This is a genomic window from Halotalea alkalilenta (assembly GCF_001648175.1).
Taxonomy (GTDB): Bacteria; Pseudomonadota; Gammaproteobacteria; order Pseudomonadales; family Halomonadaceae; genus Halotalea; species Halotalea alkalilenta_A.
Window position 1 is genome coordinate 4133498 of record NZ_CP015243.1, and the last position, 19705, is coordinate 4153202.

The following is a 19705-nucleotide window of genomic DNA, read 5'->3' on the forward strand; positions in this document are numbered from 1 at the left end:
CCTTTCGCTGCGCCGCCCTGGCTCAGTCGAAGGCCCCTGCGCGCCAGGCCGCGGCGCCGAGCTCACGCATCGCACGCTCGGCATCGGCAAGCGAAAGCGAGCCTCGGGTACAGGCCACCACCACCAGCCGGCGCGTGCTTTCACCCACCGTGCGACTCGCGATGCCGCCATCGCAGAAGCGCCCGCGCTGGGTGCCGGTCTTGTGGGCGAACCCGACCGAATCGGGCCAGCCGGCCTTGAGCCGATGCTCGCCGGTGACCACCCTCGACATCACCCCGAGCAAATGCACGGTCGATGGGGTCGACAAAGCCTCGAGGCGCTGCAGTCGTTCGAGCAGCAGCGCATGGGCATCGAGCCGGCCTGAATTCGCCCCGGTAGCGTAATAGGCTTCGAATGCGCTGGAGAGGTCGTTCACCGCGAAGCTGTCGCGCGCGACACCGATCCGCTCGGCGATCCGCGCCAGCCGCGCGGGTTCATCCTGCTCACGGCGAATCTCGATGAAGTCGCGCCCCGAAAGAGACGAGGCCCTGGGATGGAACTCTGCGTAGGCACGTCGGCGGACGTCGGCGAGCGTGGTGATCTCGCCAAAGCCGTGCGCTACCAGCTCGGCGCGGCGTGCGTTGACCCGCTCGATGCCGATCCGGCGGATCAGCATGTCGGTCGCGGTATTGTCGCTGCGGATGATCATCTGCTCGAGCAGCCAACCCAGCCTGAGCCGGGTACCGGGACCATGCCAGTTGGTCTCGCCGGCGCCATCGACATAGTCCGAGGCGTTGAGCGTCATGCGCTCATCGAGGCTGGCCTCGCCACGGTCGACCATGTCGAGCAGCGCCAATGCCACCGGCAGCTTGACCATCGAAGCCAGGTACCACTGCTCTTGCGCGCGCAGCGAAAAGTACTCGCCGCTGTCCAGATCACGCAGATAGAACCCGAGCTCGCCTGGGAACTCCTCATCGATCTGGGCGACCAGCGGAGCCAATCGCTCTGGCCAGCCCTGGCCCAGGCTCCTTCCGGCCTCGCCCGCTGAATCAGCGCAGGCGAAGGAGGCGCCGGCGAGCCAAAGCGGCAGTGCGAGCAGGATCTTGAGTACCTTCGAGGGGGTGAGGGAAACCAGCGCTGATGCAACGGCGATAGGCATGGCGAACCTTGTTGGACGAGGCCGGCGCGATCACACCGGAACACGACTTCCAGCCTAGTCGGTCAGGCCGGGGAGCTGGGCCGCCATGCGGATACTTTCAAGATCAGTTCAGCCCCCTGCCTAAGGCTCGGGCTTTCCGCTCGTCTCGTCCTCGTCCGCGCCGTCCTCTCCGTCGGGCAGGGGTTTTCTGCTCCGCACGCCGAGCCGATTGAGCGCGCGGGCCTGGCTGACCAGACTGCCCTGCCCCTCTGAAAGCCGCTTCAACGCCTGCCGATGGCTAGCGCCGGCACGCTCGAGATGAGTACCGACATCGTTGAGGCTGTCGACGAAGCCGATGAACTTGTCGAGCAGCTTCTCGCCGCGCTCGACGATCAGCTTGGCATTCTCGTTATGCCGCTCGAGCCGCCAGAGGTTGGCCACGGTGCGCAGGCTGGCGAGCAAGGTGGTGGGCGTGACGATCACCACATGGCGCGCGAAGGCGTCTTGGAACAGCCGCTCGTCGTGTTCGAAAGCCAGTGCGAAGGCCGGCTCGATCGGCATGAACATGAACACCATGTCCGGGGAGTTGAGCCCGGGCAGTCGCGGATAGTCGCGGGCCGCCAGCCCCTCAAGGTGGCTGCGCAGCGAGCGCAGGTGCTGGCGCAGCGCCTGCGCTCGGGTAACATCGTCCTCGGCGGCGAGATAATCGCTGTAGGCGACCAGCGAGACCTTGGCGTCGACCACCAAGTGACGCCCCTCCGGCAGTTGGATCACCGCGTCGGGGCGGCGCAGTCCATCCTCGGCGCGAATCGCGACCTCGCGACGATATTCGATGCCCTTGCGCAGTCCGGAGCGCTCGAGCACGGTCTCGAGCATCAGTTCGCCCCAGTTGCCCTGCAGCTTGCGATCCCCTTTCAACGCCCGGGTCAAGTTGCTGGCGTCCTCGCTCATCTGGCGGTTCAGCGCACAAAGCTGGTCGAGCTGGGCGCGCAGCGCGGACTGGCGCTGAACATCCTGGTCGTTGATCCCATCGAGACGGCTGCGGAACTCCTGCAGCTGCTGGCGCAGCGGGCCGAGCAGCGCCTGGAGATCGTCTCGGCTCTGCACCGAAAAGCGCTGGCTGCGCTCCTCGAAGATCTTGCCAGCCAAGCGCTCGAACTCGCCCTTGAGCTGGTCACGGGCCTGCTCCAGCAGCGCCAGCCGCTCGTGGTGGTGGCGTTGGTCGCGCTCCATCCCGGTCTCGAGCTCGGCACAGCGGGTACGCAGCCGGGCGCACTCCTGCTCGAGGCGCTGGTGTCGCACGCTGAGCGCCTCGCCCTGGTCACGCTCGCGCTCGAGCAGCGCCTCGCGCTCGGCGAGCAGACGCTCGGCTTCGTGGTGGGCCTCGCGACTCTGCTCCAGCGCCTCTTCCAACCGCGCCGACCGCTCGCGCGCCTCCAAAAGCTCACGCCTGGGCGCCGCGCGTCCGAGCCAGGCACCGACGATGGCGCCACCGAGCGCGGCCAGCGCCACCGCGGCGAACGCCAGAGCAATCAAGGGGGTAGACATCCAACTCTCCTTACACCACGCCTTCGCGCGATCCCCGGGACCGCGTCCGCCCCGAGTCTACACGCCCGGGAGGGCATTTCGACCCTGCGCGCGCGAGCTTTGCATCGTGATGCAGCAAACCTGATCGGGCCTGGACAGACTCGTCGGTCGATGTTCGCGTCCTAATGGATATGCTCCTACGCTGAGAAGCCAAGGACGCGCCGGGAGCGCGCGTCCTGACGGAGGTTGATCGTCAACGCCGAACGGCAACAACTAAGGAGCGGTTGTGATGAGTGATGAAAACGTACGTGTCGCAATACTGGCCACCGATGGCTTCGAGGAGGTCGAGCTGACCTCGCCGAAGAAGGCGCTGGAAGACGAGGGCTTCCAGGTCGAGGTAGTAGCACCGAAGAGCGGCACCATTCGGGCCTGGGCCGAGACCGACTGGGGCGCCGACTATCCGGTCGATCGCACCCTCGACGAAGCCAGGCCCGAGGAGTACGACGCGCTGGTGCTACCCGGCGGGGTGATCAATCCGGACAGTCTGCGCACCAACCAGGAGGCGCTCAGCTTCGTGCGGGCGTTCTTCGAGGCCGGCAAGCCGGTATCGGCGATCTGCCATGCCCCCTGGACACTGATCAACGCAGGCGTGGTCGACGGCCGCCAGATGACCTCGGTCGCGTCAGTCGCGCAGGATCTGAAGAATGCGGGCGCACTGTGGGAAGACAGTGAGGTGGTGTGCGAAAACGCGCTGGTCACCAGCCGCACGCCCAAGGACCTGCCCGCGTTCAACGCCAAGACCATCGAAGAAATTCACGAGGGCCGGCATCGCAAGCAGCATGCCTGAGCCCCTCTCCAGCGTACCGCGCCTTCTCGATTCCACCGAGGGGGCGCTTTCGTCGATATCCTCCCCTCGCGTGATAAGCTTAATCGCTGTTTAATGGTGCCGGTCGCCATGCCCGGTCATGGCCCTCTTCCCTCGCACAAGATTCGACATCCGCTAAGTAATGGAAACCGTTTCCCTCGTTCTCATCCTGCTGTTCGTCGCTTCGGCCACTGGGGTCGCGGCACGCTTTCTACCCTCGCTGCCTACCCCGCTGGTGCAAGTCGCCTTCGGTGCCGCGCTGGCCTGGCCGGCCGAAGGTATCCACGTCAGCCTCGAGCCAGAGCTGTTCCTCCTGCTCTTCATCGCCCCGCTGCTCTACTCGGATGCCCGGCGCTTCCCCCAGCGCGAATTGATGGCGCTGCGCGGGCCGATTCTCGCCCTTGCCTTCGGCCTGGTACTGTTCACCGTGCTCGGGGTCGGCTACCTGATCCACTGGATGCTGCCGGTGATCTCGCTGCCGATCGCCTTCGCCCTCGCCGCCGTGCTTTCGCCTACCGACGCGGTTGCGGTCTCGGCGATCTCGGGACGCCTGCCCGTGCCGCCAAAGCTCATGCGCGTGCTCGAGGGCGAGTCGCTGATGAACGACGCTTCAGGGTTGGTGGCGTTCAAGTTCGCGGTGGCGGCGGCCTTGACCGGCGCATTCTCGCTCAGCGAGGTATCGACCAGTTTCTTGTTCATCGCTTTTGGCGGCCTGCTGTTCGGCGGGGCCTGCGCTTGGCTGTTCAGCGTGATCCGCACCCGGCTGATCGATCGGCACGGCGGCGAGCAATCGGCGACCCAGATCGTGCTTTTGCAGTTGCTACTGCCGTTCGCGGTCTACTTCCTCGCCGAACACTTCGGCATGTCGGGCATCCTCGCCGCAGTGGCGGCAGGGCTCGTGGTCAACTACACCGACCTCAAGCGCCAGGATCAGATCCAGACCCGGCTCAAGACCCGCAGCATGTGGGAAATGATCGAGTTCGTGCTCAACTCGCTGGTGTTCCTGCTGCTCGGCTTCCAGCTCCCCGACATCATCGGCGGCGCCTTCAACCATTCGATCCACGATGGCAGCCAGTTCGAACTGCTACGCCTGTGCGGCTATGTGTTCATCATCACCACGGCCCTGATGGTGCTGCGCTTCATCTGGGTGTTCGGCGCACTTTGGACCTCGAGGCTCGCGGCCAGGATCCGTCAGCGCAAGATCCAGCCGTTCCCCGCACGACTGATGCTGGTCACCACTATCTCCGGCATTCGCGGCACCATCACGCTCGCCGCCGCGCTCTCCTTTCCCCAGACGATGCTCGATGGCACTCCCTTCCCTGGGCGCGAGCTGCTGGTCTTCATCGCCACCGGTGTGATCCTGCTTACCCTGCTCAGCGGCAGCATCGGCCTACCGCTGCTACTCAAGGACCTCGATCTGCCGCGCGATACCCGGCTCGACGAGGAGGAAGCCAGGGCGCGCAAGCGTGCCTCGGAAGCGGCGATCCGGCGCGTCGAGGAGTATCGCCACGCCCGGGTCGAGGCGCTGACCACCGAGCACTCCGACACCAACGGCGCAACCAATTCGGACAACGCCGCAGAGCCGGTGGAAAAGGACGACCGCATCCTGATCTACGCCGAGCAGAGCACCCAGCTGATGAATCTCTATCGTGAGCGCGTGACGATCGACGATACCGAATCGGCCAGCAGGCGTGCCGAGTACGAGCGCAAGGTGTGGCGCGAGCTGCTCCAGCAAGCGCTGCAAGCCGAGCGTGCCGAGTACTACCGGCTACGCAGCCGTAACCGGATCAACGACGATCTGCTGCGCAAGCTGGTGCGCGAGGTCGACCTCAGCGAGACCGCGCTGATCGCGGGCCAGGAAGAGAGCGGTGGCGGGCACCACTGAGGCACCTTCGCACGGGCCCGGCGGGGCCCGTACTTCGCTCTCCGCCGGCTCGAACCAGCCGACGAAATTGCCTACCATGCGCGCATCAACAGCAGGAGCATCCATGTCGACCACCTCCCCTTTCTGCCCCTGCGGCAGCGGCCTCGTCTATGACACCTGCTGCAGGCCGCTGCACCAGGGTGAACGCGAGGCCGAAAGCGCCGAGGCGCTGATGCGCTCGCGCTATGCGGCTTTCGCCCTCGGTGGACTCGGTGACTATCTGCTCGCTACCTGGCACGACGATTCACCGGCCAAGGCCGGGCTCGATGCGGCTGCGCTTTCACGGCGCGAGCTCGACTGGCGGCGCCTCGAGGTGCTCGCGGTCGACGAGCAAGGCGCGCGCGCGACGGTGGAGTTTCGCGCCACCTTCTCGCCCCCTGCGCCGCTCGGTGCCAAAGCGGTCGAGGAGTCGCTGCACGAGCGCTCGCGCTTCGTGCGCGAAGAGGGGCGCTGGCGCTATCTCGACGGTGAGATATTCAATCCCGCCCAAGCGGTCAAGCAGGGGCGCAACGCCCCTTGCCTCTGCGGCAGCGGACGCAAGTACAAGCACTGCTGCGCCCAGCGCTGAACATGCCCGCGCGACCTCGCGCAGCGAGAGGACGTCTCCCGCAGCGGTAGCGGCGAGCATCGTCGCCAAACTGCCGGCGCTGTATCGAGCCGAACCGCTTGGCACACACATGCATTTCCAGCCACCACTCCGATCGCCAGCAACCATTCGAGCCGGAAAGATCTGACGCTATCCAGCTAAAAAACCTCTCAATACCTTCGTTCATTTAGCGGAAATAAAAAACTCAATCAAATCATATAAACAGGATCGACAGCGCAAATCTCAAGCTTAAACAGCCTAAAAAAAGAGCGTTAAAACCAGCACCTATAGAACAAAAGTATAATAAATATCGCTTAATACTTTGGTCCTCGCCCAATTGACAGCCAGCCTTGGCAAGAACTAAATACATAATGACAACGATAACATTTTTCTCAATACCCTACTTTTGGATAGATAGGCACTTTCACACCGAGTGCCAACAACCAAGGTTATTTGGCGTAATTCACTGAATTATCGAAAAACGAACTCTCTTCGTAACTCGGATTTTTCGCACACGATGAGAAAAAAGAGGAACCGGCATGCAACAGCGCACCTCCTTCACTCTCTCTGGCCGTCTCGCCCGAACGCTCGCTTGCGGCGTCTTCTGCGCCACAGCGCTGGCGAGCGTCAACACCCAGGCCCAGGACACCCCGGTCACCGTCGGGATGTCTTTCCAGGAGCTCAACAACGTCTACTTCGTCACCATGCAACGGGCGCTGGAAGCCAGAGCGCAGGCCAACAACGCCACCCTGGTGATCTTTGATGCTCGCCACGACGTGGCCAAGCAGATCAACGATGTCGAGGACATGCTGCAGCGTGGTATCGATGTCCTGCTACTCAACCCTACCGATTCGGTCGGCATCCAATCAGCCGTACTGTCCGCCGAGGAGGCCGGCGTCCCGGTGATCGCGGTCGATGCACAGGCCGAAGGTCCAATCACCGCGTTCGTCGGCTCGAAGAACCGTGACGCTGGCTACCAGGCCTGCTACTACCTCGCCGAGCAGCTCGGCGGTGAGGGCAAGGTGGCGATCCTCGATGGCATCCCGGTGGTGCCGATCCTCCAACGAGTCGAAGGCTGCGAAGCGGCCTTGGGTGAGTTCGATGGTATCCAGGTCGTGACCAAGCAGAACGGTCGCCAGGATCGCACCCAGGCAATGACCGTGACCGAGAACATCCTCCAGTCGCATCCCGACCTCAACGGCATGTTCAGCGTCAACGACGTCGGCTCGCTCGGCGCTTTGACCGCGATCCAGGCCAGCGGGCTGGAGGTCAAGCTCGCCAGCGTCGACGGCAATCCCGAGGCGGTGCGGGCGATGCAGGAGGCCGATTCGCCATTGATCGCGATCGCCGCCCAGCACCCACGCCAGATGGTCGAGCAGGCCTTCGACCTGGCACTGGCCGTGCACCGCGGCGAAACGGTGCCCGCCGAAGTACCGATCGATATCGAGCTGGTGACCCGGGACAACGCTGCCGACTTCAGCTGGTAGACGAGGACTTCGCCATGTCGCTGCTCAGCCTCGAAGGCATCAGCAAATCGTTCAACGGCGTTGCCGCCCTCAGCGAAGTGAGCCTGACACTGGAGGCGGGCGAGGTGCTGGCGCTGCTCGGCGAGAACGGTGCCGGCAAGTCGACGCTGATGAAGATCCTCTGCGGTATCCATCGCCCGGACGCGGGAGAGGTTCGCCTCGATGACACCCGGGTGGAATTTCGCAACTACCGCGAGGCCTCCGCCGCCGGGGTCGGCATCGTGTTCCAGGAGTTCAGCCTGGTGCCGTGGCTCACCGCGGTCGAGAACATCTTCCTCGGCCGCGAGCCGCGCAGCGCCTTCGGCCTGATCCAGCGCTCGCGAATGCGCATCGACGCCGAGCGGCTGGTCGAACGGCTCGGCATCGAGCTCGATCTCGACACCCCGGTCGCCGCGCTCAGCGTGGCGGACCAGCAGTTCGTCGAGATCATGAAGGCGCTGTCGCTCGACGCCCGGGTGCTGGTACTCGACGAACCGACCGCGCCGCTGACCCCGAGCGAGGTCGAGCGGCTGTTCGCGATCGTGCGCGCACTCAAGCGCGAGGGCGTGGGGATGATCTTCATCTCCCACCACATGGAGGAAATCTTCGAGATCTGCGACCGGGTCACGGTACTACGCGACGGCGGCTACATCGGTACCCGCGAGGTCTCCGCGAGCGATGCCTCGACCCTGGTGGAGATGATGGTCGGGCGCCGGGTCGACACCGTGTTCCCACCGCGCCCACCGCTCGCAGCCGGTGCACCGCTGGTGCTCGAGGCCGGGATAACCGCGCCGGGAAGCACCCAGACCGATCGGGTACGGCTCAGGCCCGGCGAGATTCTCGGCTTCGCCGGGCTGGTCGGCTCAGGGCGCAGCGAACTGGCGCTGAGGCTGATCGGTGCGCTGCCGGCGAGCCGCCAGATCAGGGTGGACGGCAAGCAGGTGAAGATCCGCGCGCCCGCCGACGCCCTGGCCCTCGGCATCGGTCTGCTGCCCGAGAGCCGCAAACAGCAGGGCCTGATCCTGCCATTCAGCTGCCTCGACAACATCACCCTCAACCAGCTCGGCCGCTTTCGCCGCGCAGGCATACTGATCGATCGCAGCCGTGAGCACGCCGAGGTCGAGCGGCTGATGGACCAGGTGCGGGTCAAGGCGCCTGGAGCCGACAGCGTGGTCGGCGAGTTGAGCGGCGGCAACCAGCAGAAGGTGGTGATCTCGCGCTGGCTCGGCCGGGTCGAAGATGCCGAGCGCGGCATGCGGGTGCTGATCTTCGATGAGCCGACCCGTGGCATCGACGTCGGCGCCAAGACCGAGATCTACGCCTTGATTCGCGCGCTCACCGAGCGCGGCGTCTCGATCCTGCTGATCTCCTCCGAACTGCCCGAAATCATCGGCCTCAGCGATCGCGTCGCGGTGTTTCGCAAGGGCCACGTCGTCGCCGAGCTCGAAGGTGAGGAGATCGATGCACCCACCATCATGGCCCATGCCACAGGGGGCGCCCAATGACCACCACCCACACCGCTACCACACCCAGACGCGGCCGCTCGCGGTTCTCACGCCTGCTGCGCTCGCCGGTGTTCTATCCGCTGATTGGCTTCGTCATCGTGTTCGCGCTGATGGCGCTGATCAACGACAACTTCCTCTCCACCGCCAACCTGACCAACGTCGCCCGCCAGGGCGCGATCATCGGCATCATCGCGGTGGGAATGAGCTTCGTGATCTTCACCGGCGGCATCGATCTGTCGGTCGGCCCGGTAATGGCGCTGACCGGCACGGTGATGGCCGGGCTGATGGTGATGGGGCTGCCGATGGGCCTGGCGATCGCCGGCGGCCTGGGCCTGGGGCTTTCGATCGGGGCGTTCAACGGTGCCTGCGTGGCCTTCGCGCGAATGCCGCCGATCATCGTCACGCTGGCGACGATGGGGATCTGCAAGGGTCTGGCGCTGATCTACACCGGTGGCTACCCGATCTCAGGCCTGCCCGCCGGCTTTTCATTCTTCGGGCGTGCCACTCTGCTCGGCATCCAGGTGCCGATCCTGATCATGCTGGCGGTCTACGCCATCGCCTGGGTGGTGCTGCACCACACCCCCGCGGGTCGCTACGTCTACGCGATCGGCGGCAACGAGGAAGCGACCCGGCTGACCGGGATCCGGGTCTCCCGCTACAAGCTGATGGTCTACTCCATCAGCGGTCTCACCGCGGCGCTGGCCGGGCTGGTGCTGGCCTCGCGGCTGATGAGCGGCCAGCCCAACGCGGGTACCGGCTTCGAGCTCGACGCGATCGCCGCGGTAGTGCTCGGCGGTGCGGCGATCAGCGGCGGACGAGGCGTCATTCTCGGCACCCTGGTCGGCGCGATGCTGCTGGCGATTCTCAACAACGGTCTCAACCTGCTCGGCGTCTCTCCCTACCTCCAGGACGTGGTCAAGGGCGCGATCATCCTGCTCGCGATCCTGATCCAGCGCGGGCGTGCAAGCTGAGCGGGCCTCCCCTTTCAATCATACGATCATGAGGTCACGAGATGAGTTCGAACACCGTATCACTGCCGGCTGGAGAGCTCCCGGAACGGATGGAGGCCGTGGTCTGCCACGGTCCCGAAGACTATCGGCTGGAGCGCATTGCGCGTCCCAAGGCCGGCCCACGGGAGATGATATTGAGGATCAGTGCCTGCGGTATCTGTGCCAGCGACGTCAAATGCAAAAGCGGTGCGGCGATGTTCTGGGGCGACGGGGACAAGCAGCCGAGTTGGGTCAAGGCGCCAGTGGTGGCGGGTCACGAGTTCTTCGGCGAGGTGGTCGAGCTCGGCGAAGGCGCGTTCGAGCATTTCGGCTTCGACCTCGGCGAACGCGCGATCGCCGAGCAGATCGTGCCGTGTGAGAAATGCCGCTACTGCCGCGGCGGTCACTACTGGATGTGCGAGGTGCACGACATCCTCGGTTTCCAGCAAGGCGTCGCTGAGGGCGGCATGGCCGAATATCTCAAGGTGCCGGCCAACGCCCGGGTGCACCGCATTCCCGATTCGCTCAGCCTCGAGCAGGCGGCATTCATCGAGCCGCTGGCCTGCGGCATCCACGCGGTCAACCGCGGAGATATCCAGCTCGACGACGTCGTAGTGATCGCCGGCGCAGGGCCGATCGGGCTGGCCATGGTGCAGGTAGCACGGCTCAAGACGCCAAAGAAACTGATCGTGGTCGATATGCTCGACGCGCGGCTCGAACTCGCCCGCGGCTATGGTGCCGATGTGGTGCTCAACCCCTCGCGCGACGACGTCGGCGGCGAGATTCGTGCACTCACCGAGGGTTACGGCTGCGACGTCTACATCGAGGCGACCGGCGCGCCGAGCGGGGTGATCCAGGGGCTCGACGTGATCAGGAAACTCGGTCGTTTCGTCGAATTCAGCGTGTTCGGCAAGCCGACCACGGTCGACTGGTCGATCATCGGCGATCGCAAGGAGCTCGACGTGCGCGGTGCCCATCTGTCGCCGGCGACCTTCCCAGTGGCGATCGATCTGCTCGCCCGGGGCCTGGTGACCACCGAGGGGATCGTCACCCACCGCATGCCACTGGCCGAATTCGAGCGGGGCTTCACGATGGCCGCAGCGGCTGAGTCGGTCAAGGTGCTGCTCGAGCCATGAACATCGACCTCAGGGGACGACGCATCCTGGTCACCGGGGCAACCAGCGGCATCGGCCTTGCCACCGTAGAGGCGCTGCTCGAGGCCGGCGCGCGGGTCGCCGCGCTGGGCCGAAATCGCGACGCGCTCGACCGGCTCGACGCGCTCGGCTGCACGGCGCGGCGGGTGGAGCTCACCGACAGCGCGCGGCTCGAGGCACAGATCGATTTGCTCGGGCCTTTCGACGGCCTTGTCAACGGCGCCGGAATCACTCGGCTTGGTGATGTCTTTTCCTTCGCCGCCGAGGACCTCGATGCGCTGTTCGCCGCCAATGCCCGCGCGTCGGCGGTGGCCGCCCGCGCGGTGGCGCGCGGGATGCGTGAAGCCGGCATCGGAGGCAGCATCGTCAACGTCTCGAGCCAGGGCAGTCTGGTCGGGCTGGCGGAGCACCTCGGCTACTGCGCCTCGAAAGGCGCACTCGATGCGATCACCCAGGTGCTGTGCATCGAGCTCGGCCCGCATGGCATCCGGGTCAACGCGGTCAACCCGACGGTGACGCTGACGCCGATGGCGCAGCAGGCCTGGAGCGACCCGGCCAAGGCCGCGCCGATGCTGGCCCAGATCCCACTGGGCCGCTTCGCCAGGCCCGAGGAGGTGGCGGCGCCGATCCTCTTCCTGCTCTCCGACGCGGCGAGCATGATCAGCGGCGTCAGGCTTCCGATCGACGGCGGCTATACCTGCCGTTGACGAGGCCGTGGTTTGAGGCGTTTGCGAGCGCCCTGAACGAACGTGGTCCGAGCATCTCAAGCAAGCAGCGCATCGAGAGACAAGAACCGGGGAACCTGGCCTCAGCGCCACCCCCCAACCGTTCGTCCCGAGCGGCGTCCCGCGCCAAGCTCGGAATCCGGCGTGACAAACACGGACGCCTGTCGAGAGGCAGGTTTTTGCAGCAAGCTCTCAGTCGACCAGCTCGCCTACGACGGTCACCGTGCGGCTCGGTGCACGCGGCGATTCGAGCCGCTCGAACAGCAGTGCCAGCGCTTCGAGCCCGGCCTGGTGGCCATCGTGGACGATGCTCGGCACGCGCAGATCGAAGATGTCGAGATAGGGCAGCCGGTCGATGCATACCAGCGGCAGGTCATCGTGGGCATAACCGTAGGCCTTGAGCGCCTGCAGTGCGCCGAAGGTGATCAGCTGGTTGAAGCAGAACACCGCCTGCGGCCTCGCCCCTCCGGCCAGATAGGCATCGACCGCCTCGCGAGCGGGCTCGAGGGTGTAGTCGCTCTCGACCACGTCGAGCACGATCTCGCGGCCGCTCTGCTCGATCGCCCGACGGATCCCTGCCAGCCGCTCGAGGGTGATCCGCGACCGGGCAGGCCCCCCCACCGCCAGCAGCAGATCACCGTCGGCGAGCCGCTCGAGCAGGTAGTGCCCGGCCCGCCAGCCCGCTTCATGGTTGTCGAGCACCACCGCATCGAACGGCGTACGCGCCAGGGCGCGGTCCAGATGCACCACCGCGACCTGGCTCGCGACCAGCGCGTCGAGATACTCCGGGCGATAGTCGAGGGCATCCGAGACCGGCGAAAGGATGATGCCGGCGACCCGATAGCTGAGCAAAGTCTCGATCGCGGTGGCCTCGAGCCGCTCCTCGCCATCGGTGTCGAACAGCATGATCGCGTAGCCGCGCCGCTTGGCCTCCTTGCCGATGGTCTTGATCATCTCGATGTAGAAAGGGTTGTCGATGCTCGCAGCGACGATCCCGATCAGCCGGCTGTCGCTCTGCTTCAATCCGCGGGCGAAGGCGTTGGGTACGTAGCCGAGCTCGCGGGCGGCCGAGAGGATTCGCTCGCGGGTCGAAGCCTTGACCAGCTCCGGCTTGGACAGCGCCCGGGAGACGGTAATCGACGTCAGCCCGACCCGCTCGGCGATGTCGGCGATGGTGGCATTGCGCTGTCTGGCCATGGGCGCTGGGGATTCCTCGCGATCTTGATCTAGGGCCCGCCGACACCGCTGCAGTGACCGCGACGGCAGTGGCACTGATGGGCCCTGGCACTCGAGTCGAACCCGCCCAGCATCTCACCGACGCCGGGAGGAGTCATCCTTCACTCGCTGGTCAGCAAAACGGGGCCGGCGCATGCGCACCGACCCCGTCTCATTTCACTACATTACTGCACCACCAGATCACTAAAGCTTTAGCGCTTCACCGATGAGAAGCCCTCTGGCTCACACCACCCGCGCGATCCGGCTCAGACCGCCTTGTGGGTGACCAGCTTGGTGACGAGGTAGGCGTCGATCGCCTCGCTGCCACCCTCGGAGCCATAGCCTGAATCCTTGACCCCACCGAAGGGCAGCTCGGGCAGCGCCAGACCGACATGGTTGATCGTCAGCATCCCGGTCTCGACCTCGCGGGAAAGACGCATCGCGTTGGCCGACCCGCGAGTGTAGGCATAGGCCGCGAGTCCGTAGGGCAGCCGGTTGGCCTCCTCGATCGCCTCATCCAGGCTCGACACCCGGTTGATCAGCGCCAGCGGCCCGAACGGCTCCTCGCTCATTACCCGTGCGGTGAGCGGCACCTCGCCAAGCACGGTGGGTGCGAAGAAGTAGCCCTTGCCCGGCAGCCGTTCGCCACCGGCGAGCAGCTTGGCGCCGTGTTCGCGCGCGTCCTGGATCAGCGACTCGAGCGCCGGAATGCGACGCTCGTTGGCCAGCGGCCCGACGGTCACCCCTTCGGCGTCGCCGCGACCGACCTTGAGCTTTTCGACCACCTCGAGGAAGCGCGCAACGAAGGTGTCGTACACCGCATCCTCGACCAGGAAGCGGGTCGGCGAGATACACACCTGGCCGCAGTTGCGGAACTTGGCGGTGGCCATCTCACGGGCGGCGAGTTCGACATCGGCGTCGGCGCAGACGATCACCGGCGCATGGCCGCCAAGCTCCATGGTCGCGCGCTTCATGTGGCTGCCCGCCAGCGCGGCGAGCTGCTTGCCGATCGCGGTGGAGCCGGTGAACGATATCTTGCGAATGGCCGGATGCGGGATCAGGTACTCGGAGATCTCGGCCGGTACACCATAGACCAGGTTGACCACGCCAGCGGGAACCCCCGCGTCAGCGAAAGCGCGAATCAGTTCGGCAGGCGCGGCAGGAGTCTCCTCCGGTGCCTTGACGATGATCGAGCAGCCGACGGCCAGGGCGGCGGAGAGCTTGCGTACCACCTGGTTGATCGGGAAGTTCCAGGGGGTGAAGGCCGCGACAGGGCCGACCGGCTGCTTGACCGCCAGCTGCTGGACGCTGGGATCGCGCGAGGGGATCACCTGGCCATAGGCGCGCCGCCCTTCTTCGGCGAACCAATCGATCACATCGGCGCCTGCCAGCACTTCGCCCTTGGCCTGATCGACCGGCTTGCCCTGCTCGAGGGTCATGACCGCGGCGATCTTGTCGGCGCGCTCGCGCAGCAGCTGCGCGGCGCGGCGCATCACCTGATAACGGGTCATTACCGAGGTGTCTCGCCACTCCTTGAAGCCCTTGCTCGCCGCTTCGATCGCGAGATCGAGATCTCCGCGCTCGGCGTGGCTGATGCGTCCGATCACCTCTTCGCTGGCGGGATCGACCACATCGATGGTCTTGCCGCTTTGCGCGTCACGCCATTCGCCATCGATGAACAGCTGAATATCGGGGTACATAAGACCTCCAGTAATGGGATGGGATCATTGCGGAAGCGCCACTCATCTCTCCAAGATGGAGGCCATCGCGGCGGGTTGCAATCCCGCTCTCGCCTTCATAGCCGCAAAGGCTCGACCTGCCAGATCCGCTCGGCATACTCGGCCACCGCTCGATCCGAGGAGAAATAGCCGATCCGGGCGATGTTGAGCGCCGCCTTGCGGGCCCAGGCGGCCGGGTCGCGATAGAGCACGTCGACCTGCTCCTGGGTTTCGACGTAGCTCCTGAAATCGGCGAGCAGCTGGTAGTTGTCGTTGAGATCGAAGCAGTCCCGGTAGCGCCCGGGCTCCGTCGGACTGAAGGTGCCGCCGATGACCTGGTTGAGCAGGCGGAAGAGTTCGGGATCCTTTACATAGTAGTCGCGCGGGTTGTAGCCGTTGCGCCTGAGCTCCTCGACCTGCTCGGCGGTGTTGCCGAAGATGAACATATTCTCCTCGCCGATACGCTCTCGCATCTCGACGTTGGCCCCATCGAGCGTGCCGATGGTAAGCGCCCCGTTGAGCGCGAACTTCATGTTGCCGGTTCCCGAGGCCTCGGTACCGGCAAGCGAAATCTGCTCGGAAAGGTCAGCGGCCGGAATCAGCAGCTGGGCCAGGCTGACCCCGTAGTTGGGTATGAAAACCACCTTGAGCAGCTTGTTGGCGCGAGGATCGGCGTTGATCACCGTGGCGACGTCATTGATCAGCCGGATCACTTGCTTGGCCGCATGGTAGGCCGAAGCCGCCTTGCCGGCGAAGATCACCGTGCGCGGTACCCAATCGCCGTCCGGATCGTCGAGGATGCGGTTGTAGCGCGCCAGCACGTGGAGCAAGTTGAGCAGCTGGCGTTTGTACTCGTGGATGCGTTTGACCTGGACATCGAACATCGAGTCGGGGTCGATCTCGATCCCGAGCTCGCTTTTGACGTAGTCGGCGAGGCGCTGCTTGTTGGTCCGCTTGATTTCACGCAGGTGGTCGATGAAATCGTGCACCTCCACCGCCGGCTCGAGTCCGACCAAAAGCTCCAGGTCGAGCCGCCAGCGCTTGCCGATCCGGCTGTCGACCAGCCGGCTAAGACCAGGGTTGGCGCAGTCGAGCCAGCGCCGGGGAGTGACGCCGTTGGTGACGTTGACGAAGCGGGTGGGAAAGAGCTTGGCGAAATCGGCGAACAGCGACTCGACCATCAATTTCGAGTGCAGCTCCGAGACCCCGTTGACCTTCTGGCTGGCGACCACCGCCAACCAGGCCATCCGTACTCTGCGACCGTTACCCTCGTCGATCAGCGAGACCCGCGAAGCGAACCCATCGTCGCCCGGCACCTGCGCGCGCACCTGTTCGAGGAAATGCTCGTTGATCTCGAAAATCAGCTGCAGGTGACGCGGCAGGATGCGCCCGAGCATATCGACCGGCCAGGTCTCCAATGCCTCGTTCATCAGCGTGTGGTTGGTGTAGGAGAATATCCGCTCGGTCGCGGCCCAGGCATCGTTCCAGGCGAAGCCGTGCTCGTCGATCAAAAGCCGCATCAGTTCAGGGATCGCCAGCACCGGATGGGTGTCGTTCAAGTGGATCGCGATCTTGTCGGCGAGGTTGTCGTAGCGCTGGTGGTAGAGGAAGTGGCGCTGGAGGATGTCCTGCATCGTCGCCGAGACCAGGAAGTACTCCTGGCGCAGCCGCAGCTCGCGCCCGGAGCTGGTGGTGTCGTCGGGATAGAGCACCCGGGAGACGTTCTCCGACTGGTTCTTGTCGGCCACTGCGGCGAAGTAATCGCCCTGGTTGAACTTGCCGAGGTTGATCTCGTTGCTGGCGCGCGCCGACCAAAGCCTCAGGGTGTTGGTGGCGCTGGTGTCGTATCCGGGGATCACCTGATCGAAGGCGCGGGCGATGATCACCTCGTCCTCCATCCAGCGCGCGCGGGCACCCTCGAACTGCAGGCGGCCACCGAAGCGCACCTTGAAACGCACGTTGTCGCGCGGGAACTCCCAGGAGTTGCCGTACTCGAGCCAGTTGTCAGGCACCTCGGCCTGCTGGCCATCGACGATCCGCTGGCGGAACATACCGTACTCGTAGCGGATCCCGTAGCCACGCGCGGGCAGGCTGAGGGTCGCCATCGAATCGAGGAAACAGGCGGCGAGCCGGCCCAGGCCACCGTTGCCGAGCCCTGGGTCGGGCTCCTCCTCGGCGAGCTTGTCGATATCCAGGTTGAGCCCCGCGAGGGCCTCCTTGACCTCGTCGTACAAGCCAAGCGAGACCAGCGCGTTGATCAGCGTGCGCCCGATCAAGAACTCCATCGACAGGTAGTAGACCTGCCTGGTCTCCAGGTTGGACTCGGCCCGGTTCGAGCGCAGCCAGCGCTCGACCATCCGGTCGCGGGTCGCCAGCAGGGTCGCCTCGAGCCATTCGAGAGAATTGGCACTCACCGGGTCGCGTCCGATCGAGAACGCAAGCTTGTAGGCGATCGAACGTCGCAGCGCGTCCACCGCTAGTGATGGGGGTTGATAATCGAAGTCGTTCATACCCGCCGCCCTCTTCATGGTTCGGATGGAGAAACTCAAAGCCAAGCAGCGCCACTTCAGTCGATCGAGAGCAGCACTACCACTGCACGCGGCGGCACCCGCCACGCGTCATCTTCGTCCTCGAGCAGCGCCTCGCAGGCGCTCGCCATGCGCCAACGGCGCGCTTGCCACATCGGCGGCACCATCAGCGGGATGGACGCCACGCCACGATGGAAGATCAGCAGCGCCCGCTCGCCCAGGCTCAGCTGCAGGGTCTCGCCGGCCGGGTCCCGCCAGGCCTCGGCACTCATCGCGCGCCCGTCGCCATCGAACCAGGCGACCTGGTCGGGATGCCACCAATCGCGCCCCCGCGCATCGACCAGCTCGCCGCGCAGCCGCACCATCGCCGCGAGCCAATCGATCAGCGCAGGCGGCCGCTCGGGCCAATCCAGCCAGCCGATCGGGTTGTCCTGACAGTAGGCGTTGTTGTTGCCACTCTGGCCATTGGCGAACTCGTCCCCACCGAGCAGCATCGGCGTGCCGTGGGCGAGCAGCAGGGTGGAGAGCAGCGCGCGACGGGAGCGATCCCGCGCCTCGGCTGTCGTCGCGTCAGCGGTGTAGCCCTCGATCCCATGATTGGCGGAGAAGTTATCGCCGTGGCCATCCCGCCCTTGCTCTCCATTGTCCTGGTTGTGGCGCTGGTCGAAACAGAGCAGGTCGTGGAGCGTGAACCCGTCATGACTGGTGAGCAGGTTGATCGAGGTCCAGGGAGCCCGACCATGATGATCGAAGAAGTCGCTGGAACCCGCCAGCCGGGTGGCGAACTCGTCGCGGGCGATATCGCCGGTGAGCCAGAACCGCCGCACCGCGTCGCGAAAGCGGTCGTTCCATTCACCGAATGGAAAAGGGAAGCCGCCGAGGCGATAGCCATCGGGGCCCAGGTCCCAAGGCTCAGTGATCAGCTTGCAGGCCGAAAGCACAGGATCCTGGCGAATCGCGCTGAGCAGCGGCGCCTGGGCGGTGAATCCGGGCGTGCGTCCAAGGGCGACGCCCAGGTCGAAGCGAAAACCGTCGACGTGGCAGAGCTCGACCCAGCTGCGCAGGCACTCCATCACCCAGCGCACCGCCTCCCCGTGATCGAGCCGCAGGGCATTGCCACAGCCGCTCCAATCGCATGGCGCTGCGCGCTGGCCGAGCCAATAGGCATGGCGATTGTCGATGCCGCGCAGCGATAGCGTCGGCCCCTCGGCATCGAGCTCGGCGCTATGGTTGAACACCACATCGAGGATCACCTCGATCCCCGCCGCGTGAAGCGCGCGCACCGCCAGCCGGAACTCATCGAGCGGCGACAGGCCGTCTCGTCCACTGGCGTGCCGGGGGTCGAGCGCGAACGGGGCGAGCACGTTGTAGCCCCAGTAGTTGGATAATCCCAAACGGCGTAGCCGGGGCTCGTCGGTGCCATGCTGGACCGGCAGCAGCTCGAGGGTGGTGACGCCGAGACGCTTGAGGTGAGCAATCACCGCCGCCTCGCCGAGCGCAGCGTAGCTGCCGCACAGCTTAGGCTCGACGCCAGGGAAGGATTGGGTCAGGCCACGGACGTGGGCCTCGTAGATCAGCGTATCGGACCACGGCACCCGAGGGGCGCGATCACTCCCCCAGTCGAAACCGGTATCGACCACCAGGCAGCGCGGCACGCAGGGCGCGCTGTCGCGAGGATCGGGGGATGCGGCGCCATCTTCGAGGCGCGGATCATCGAGCACCTCGCCGACGAGCGCCAGCGCGCAGGGGTCGATCAATAGCTTGGCGGGATTGAAGCGCAGCCCTTGATCGGGCGCCCATCGGCCATGGACGCGAAAAGCGTAACGCTGCCCCGGCGCCACGCCTGCAAGATAGCCATGGTGGCAAGCGCCGCTGCGTCCCGGCAAGCGGTGCCGGGTTTCGACTCCTTCGGCGTCGAACAGGCAAAGCTCGACCCAGTCGGCGTCGGGCGCTTGCAAGACGAAATTGGTGCCGCGGCCATCGAAACGTGCACCGAGACGCCTGTCACTCCCCCACTCGATGACGGCTAAGCTCACAGACCCTCCTCTGACCGCAGGGGCGACCAAGGTCGTGGAGCCGAGCATAACCAATGTGATGGAGCCTAACCAGCGCATCTCCCTGACCTATCCTTTGGTCTAAACAACCAGCGATTCATCCCATCTCCAGCGTCCGAAGGATTGCTAATCTTTACGACTTTGCCGGCCACGATTGTCGACAATCACTACGAAACCCGCCGATACGCTGTTAAAGCAACCAACGATGGCCGGTAACTCATTGATAGTTTAATTTTAGACGGCAAAATTTACGTTTTCGGAAATCGTTTTTATTTTATGAATCGATCATATAG

14 protein-coding genes are annotated in these 19705 nt (G+C 65.1%); 8 read left to right on the plus strand and 6 right to left on the minus strand.

The annotated features are described in order from the left end of the window. Positions 1-22: 22 nt before the first annotated feature. Both A5892_RS18505 and rmuC read right to left on the minus strand, forming a co-directional pair. On the minus strand, positions 23-1138 hold the full coding sequence (locus tag A5892_RS18505) for a serine hydrolase (RefSeq protein ID WP_064124046.1): 1116 nt from the start codon (positions 1136-1138) through the stop codon (positions 23-25). A gap of 120 nt (positions 1139-1258) precedes the next feature. Beyond that, positions 1259-2665, minus strand: coding sequence for a DNA recombination protein RmuC (gene rmuC, locus A5892_RS18510; protein ID WP_064124047.1), 1407 nt, complete (start codon positions 2663-2665; stop codon positions 1259-1261). Positions 2666-2933: 268 nt separating this feature from the next. Between rmuC and A5892_RS18515 the strand changes: the two genes are divergently transcribed. The 8 genes from A5892_RS18515 to A5892_RS18550 all read left to right on the plus strand — a co-directional run bounded on the left by A5892_RS18515 (position 2934) and on the right by A5892_RS18550 (position 11879). Then, complete coding sequence (locus A5892_RS18515) at positions 2934-3491, plus strand: type 1 glutamine amidotransferase domain-containing protein (RefSeq protein ID WP_064124048.1); 558 nt, start codon at positions 2934-2936, stop codon at positions 3489-3491. Positions 3492-3651: 160 nt separating this feature from the next. Then, the gene (locus A5892_RS18520) at positions 3652-5394 is read left to right on the plus strand and encodes a Na+/H+ antiporter (RefSeq protein WP_064124049.1); all 1743 of its coding nucleotides are present in this window, start codon (positions 3652-3654) and stop codon (positions 5392-5394) included. Between the two features lie 103 nt (positions 5395-5497). Further along, the gene (locus A5892_RS18525; RefSeq protein ID WP_064124050.1) at positions 5498-6001 is read left to right on the plus strand and encodes a YchJ family protein; all 504 of its coding nucleotides are present in this window, start codon (positions 5498-5500) and stop codon (positions 5999-6001) included. 557 nt (positions 6002-6558) lie between these two features. Continuing rightward, entirely contained in the window at positions 6559-7506 is a 948-nt protein-coding gene (locus tag A5892_RS18530; protein WP_082890560.1) for an ABC transporter substrate-binding protein, read from the plus strand. 14 nt (positions 7507-7520) lie between these two features. Continuing rightward, positions 7521-9029, plus strand: a complete 1509-nt coding sequence (locus A5892_RS18535; protein ID WP_064124051.1) for a sugar ABC transporter ATP-binding protein — start codon at positions 7521-7523, stop codon at positions 9027-9029. Beyond that, positions 9026-10000: an ABC transporter permease gene (locus A5892_RS18540; RefSeq protein ID WP_064124052.1), complete on the plus strand. Its 975-nt coding sequence runs from the start codon at positions 9026-9028 to the stop codon at positions 9998-10000. Before A5892_RS18535 ends, A5892_RS18540 begins: the two co-directional genes overlap by 4 nt. Before the next feature lie 41 nt (positions 10001-10041). Next, complete coding sequence (locus A5892_RS18545) at positions 10042-11154, plus strand: zinc-binding dehydrogenase (RefSeq protein ID WP_064124053.1); 1113 nt, start codon at positions 10042-10044, stop codon at positions 11152-11154. Next, positions 11151-11879, plus strand: coding sequence for an SDR family oxidoreductase (locus A5892_RS18550; protein ID WP_064124054.1), 729 nt, complete (start codon positions 11151-11153; stop codon positions 11877-11879). The genes A5892_RS18545 and A5892_RS18550 overlap by 4 nt, the downstream gene beginning before the upstream one ends. 210 nt (positions 11880-12089) lie before the next feature. On the opposite strand, the gene A5892_RS18555 is transcribed toward A5892_RS18550, so the two are convergent. The 4 genes from A5892_RS18555 to glgX form a co-directional block, all read right to left on the minus strand. Continuing rightward, positions 12090-13094 carry a LacI family DNA-binding transcriptional regulator gene (locus A5892_RS18555; RefSeq protein ID WP_064124055.1) on the minus strand — a complete coding sequence of 335 codons (1005 nt, stop codon included), beginning with the start codon at positions 13092-13094 and terminating at the stop codon, positions 12090-12092. Between the two features lie 284 nt (positions 13095-13378). Then, on the minus strand, positions 13379-14812 hold the full coding sequence (locus tag A5892_RS18560) for an NAD-dependent succinate-semialdehyde dehydrogenase (RefSeq protein ID WP_064124056.1): 1434 nt from the start codon (positions 14810-14812) through the stop codon (positions 13379-13381). A 95-nt stretch (positions 14813-14907) separates the two neighbouring features. Continuing rightward, on the minus strand, positions 14908-17340 hold the full coding sequence (gene glgP, locus A5892_RS18565; protein ID WP_064124057.1) for a glycogen/starch/alpha-glucan family phosphorylase: 2433 nt from the start codon (positions 17338-17340) through the stop codon (positions 14908-14910). A 56-nt stretch (positions 17341-17396) separates the two neighbouring features. After that, positions 17397-19394, minus strand: coding sequence for a glycogen debranching protein GlgX (gene glgX / locus A5892_RS18570; protein WP_223302734.1), 1998 nt, complete (start codon positions 19392-19394; stop codon positions 17397-17399). Between the last annotated feature and the right edge of the window lie 311 nt (positions 19395-19705).

Bases quoted from the DNA above. Each gene is read 5' to 3' on its own strand.
- glgP (WP_064124057.1), bottom strand. From the start codon at position 17,340: ATGAACGACTTCGATTATCAACCCCCATCACTAGCGGTGGACGCGCTG.
- A5892_RS18555 (WP_064124055.1), bottom strand. From the start codon at position 13,094: ATGGCCAGACAGCGCAATGCCACCATCGCCGACATCGCCGAGCGGGTC.
- A5892_RS18540 (WP_064124052.1), top strand. From the start codon at position 9,026: ATGACCACCACCCACACCGCTACCACACCCAGACGCGGCCGCTCGCGG.
- A5892_RS18525 (WP_064124050.1), top strand. From the start codon at position 5,498: ATGTCGACCACCTCCCCTTTCTGCCCCTGCGGCAGCGGCCTCGTCTAT.
- A5892_RS18535 (WP_064124051.1), top strand. From the start codon at position 7,521: ATGTCGCTGCTCAGCCTCGAAGGCATCAGCAAATCGTTCAACGGCGTT.
- A5892_RS18530 (WP_082890560.1), top strand. From the start codon at position 6,559: ATGCAACAGCGCACCTCCTTCACTCTCTCTGGCCGTCTCGCCCGAACG.
- rmuC (WP_064124047.1), bottom strand. From the start codon at position 2,665: ATGTCTACCCCCTTGATTGCTCTGGCGTTCGCCGCGGTGGCGCTGGCC.
- A5892_RS18515 (WP_064124048.1), top strand. From the start codon at position 2,934: ATGAGTGATGAAAACGTACGTGTCGCAATACTGGCCACCGATGGCTTC.
- A5892_RS18520 (WP_064124049.1), top strand. From the start codon at position 3,652: ATGGAAACCGTTTCCCTCGTTCTCATCCTGCTGTTCGTCGCTTCGGCC.
- A5892_RS18505 (WP_064124046.1), bottom strand. From the start codon at position 1,138: ATGCCTATCGCCGTTGCATCAGCGCTGGTTTCCCTCACCCCCTCGAAG.
- A5892_RS18560 (WP_064124056.1), bottom strand. From the start codon at position 14,812: ATGTACCCCGATATTCAGCTGTTCATCGATGGCGAATGGCGTGACGCG.
- A5892_RS18545 (WP_064124053.1), top strand. From the start codon at position 10,042: ATGAGTTCGAACACCGTATCACTGCCGGCTGGAGAGCTCCCGGAACGG.
- A5892_RS18550 (WP_064124054.1), top strand. From the start codon at position 11,151: ATGAACATCGACCTCAGGGGACGACGCATCCTGGTCACCGGGGCAACC.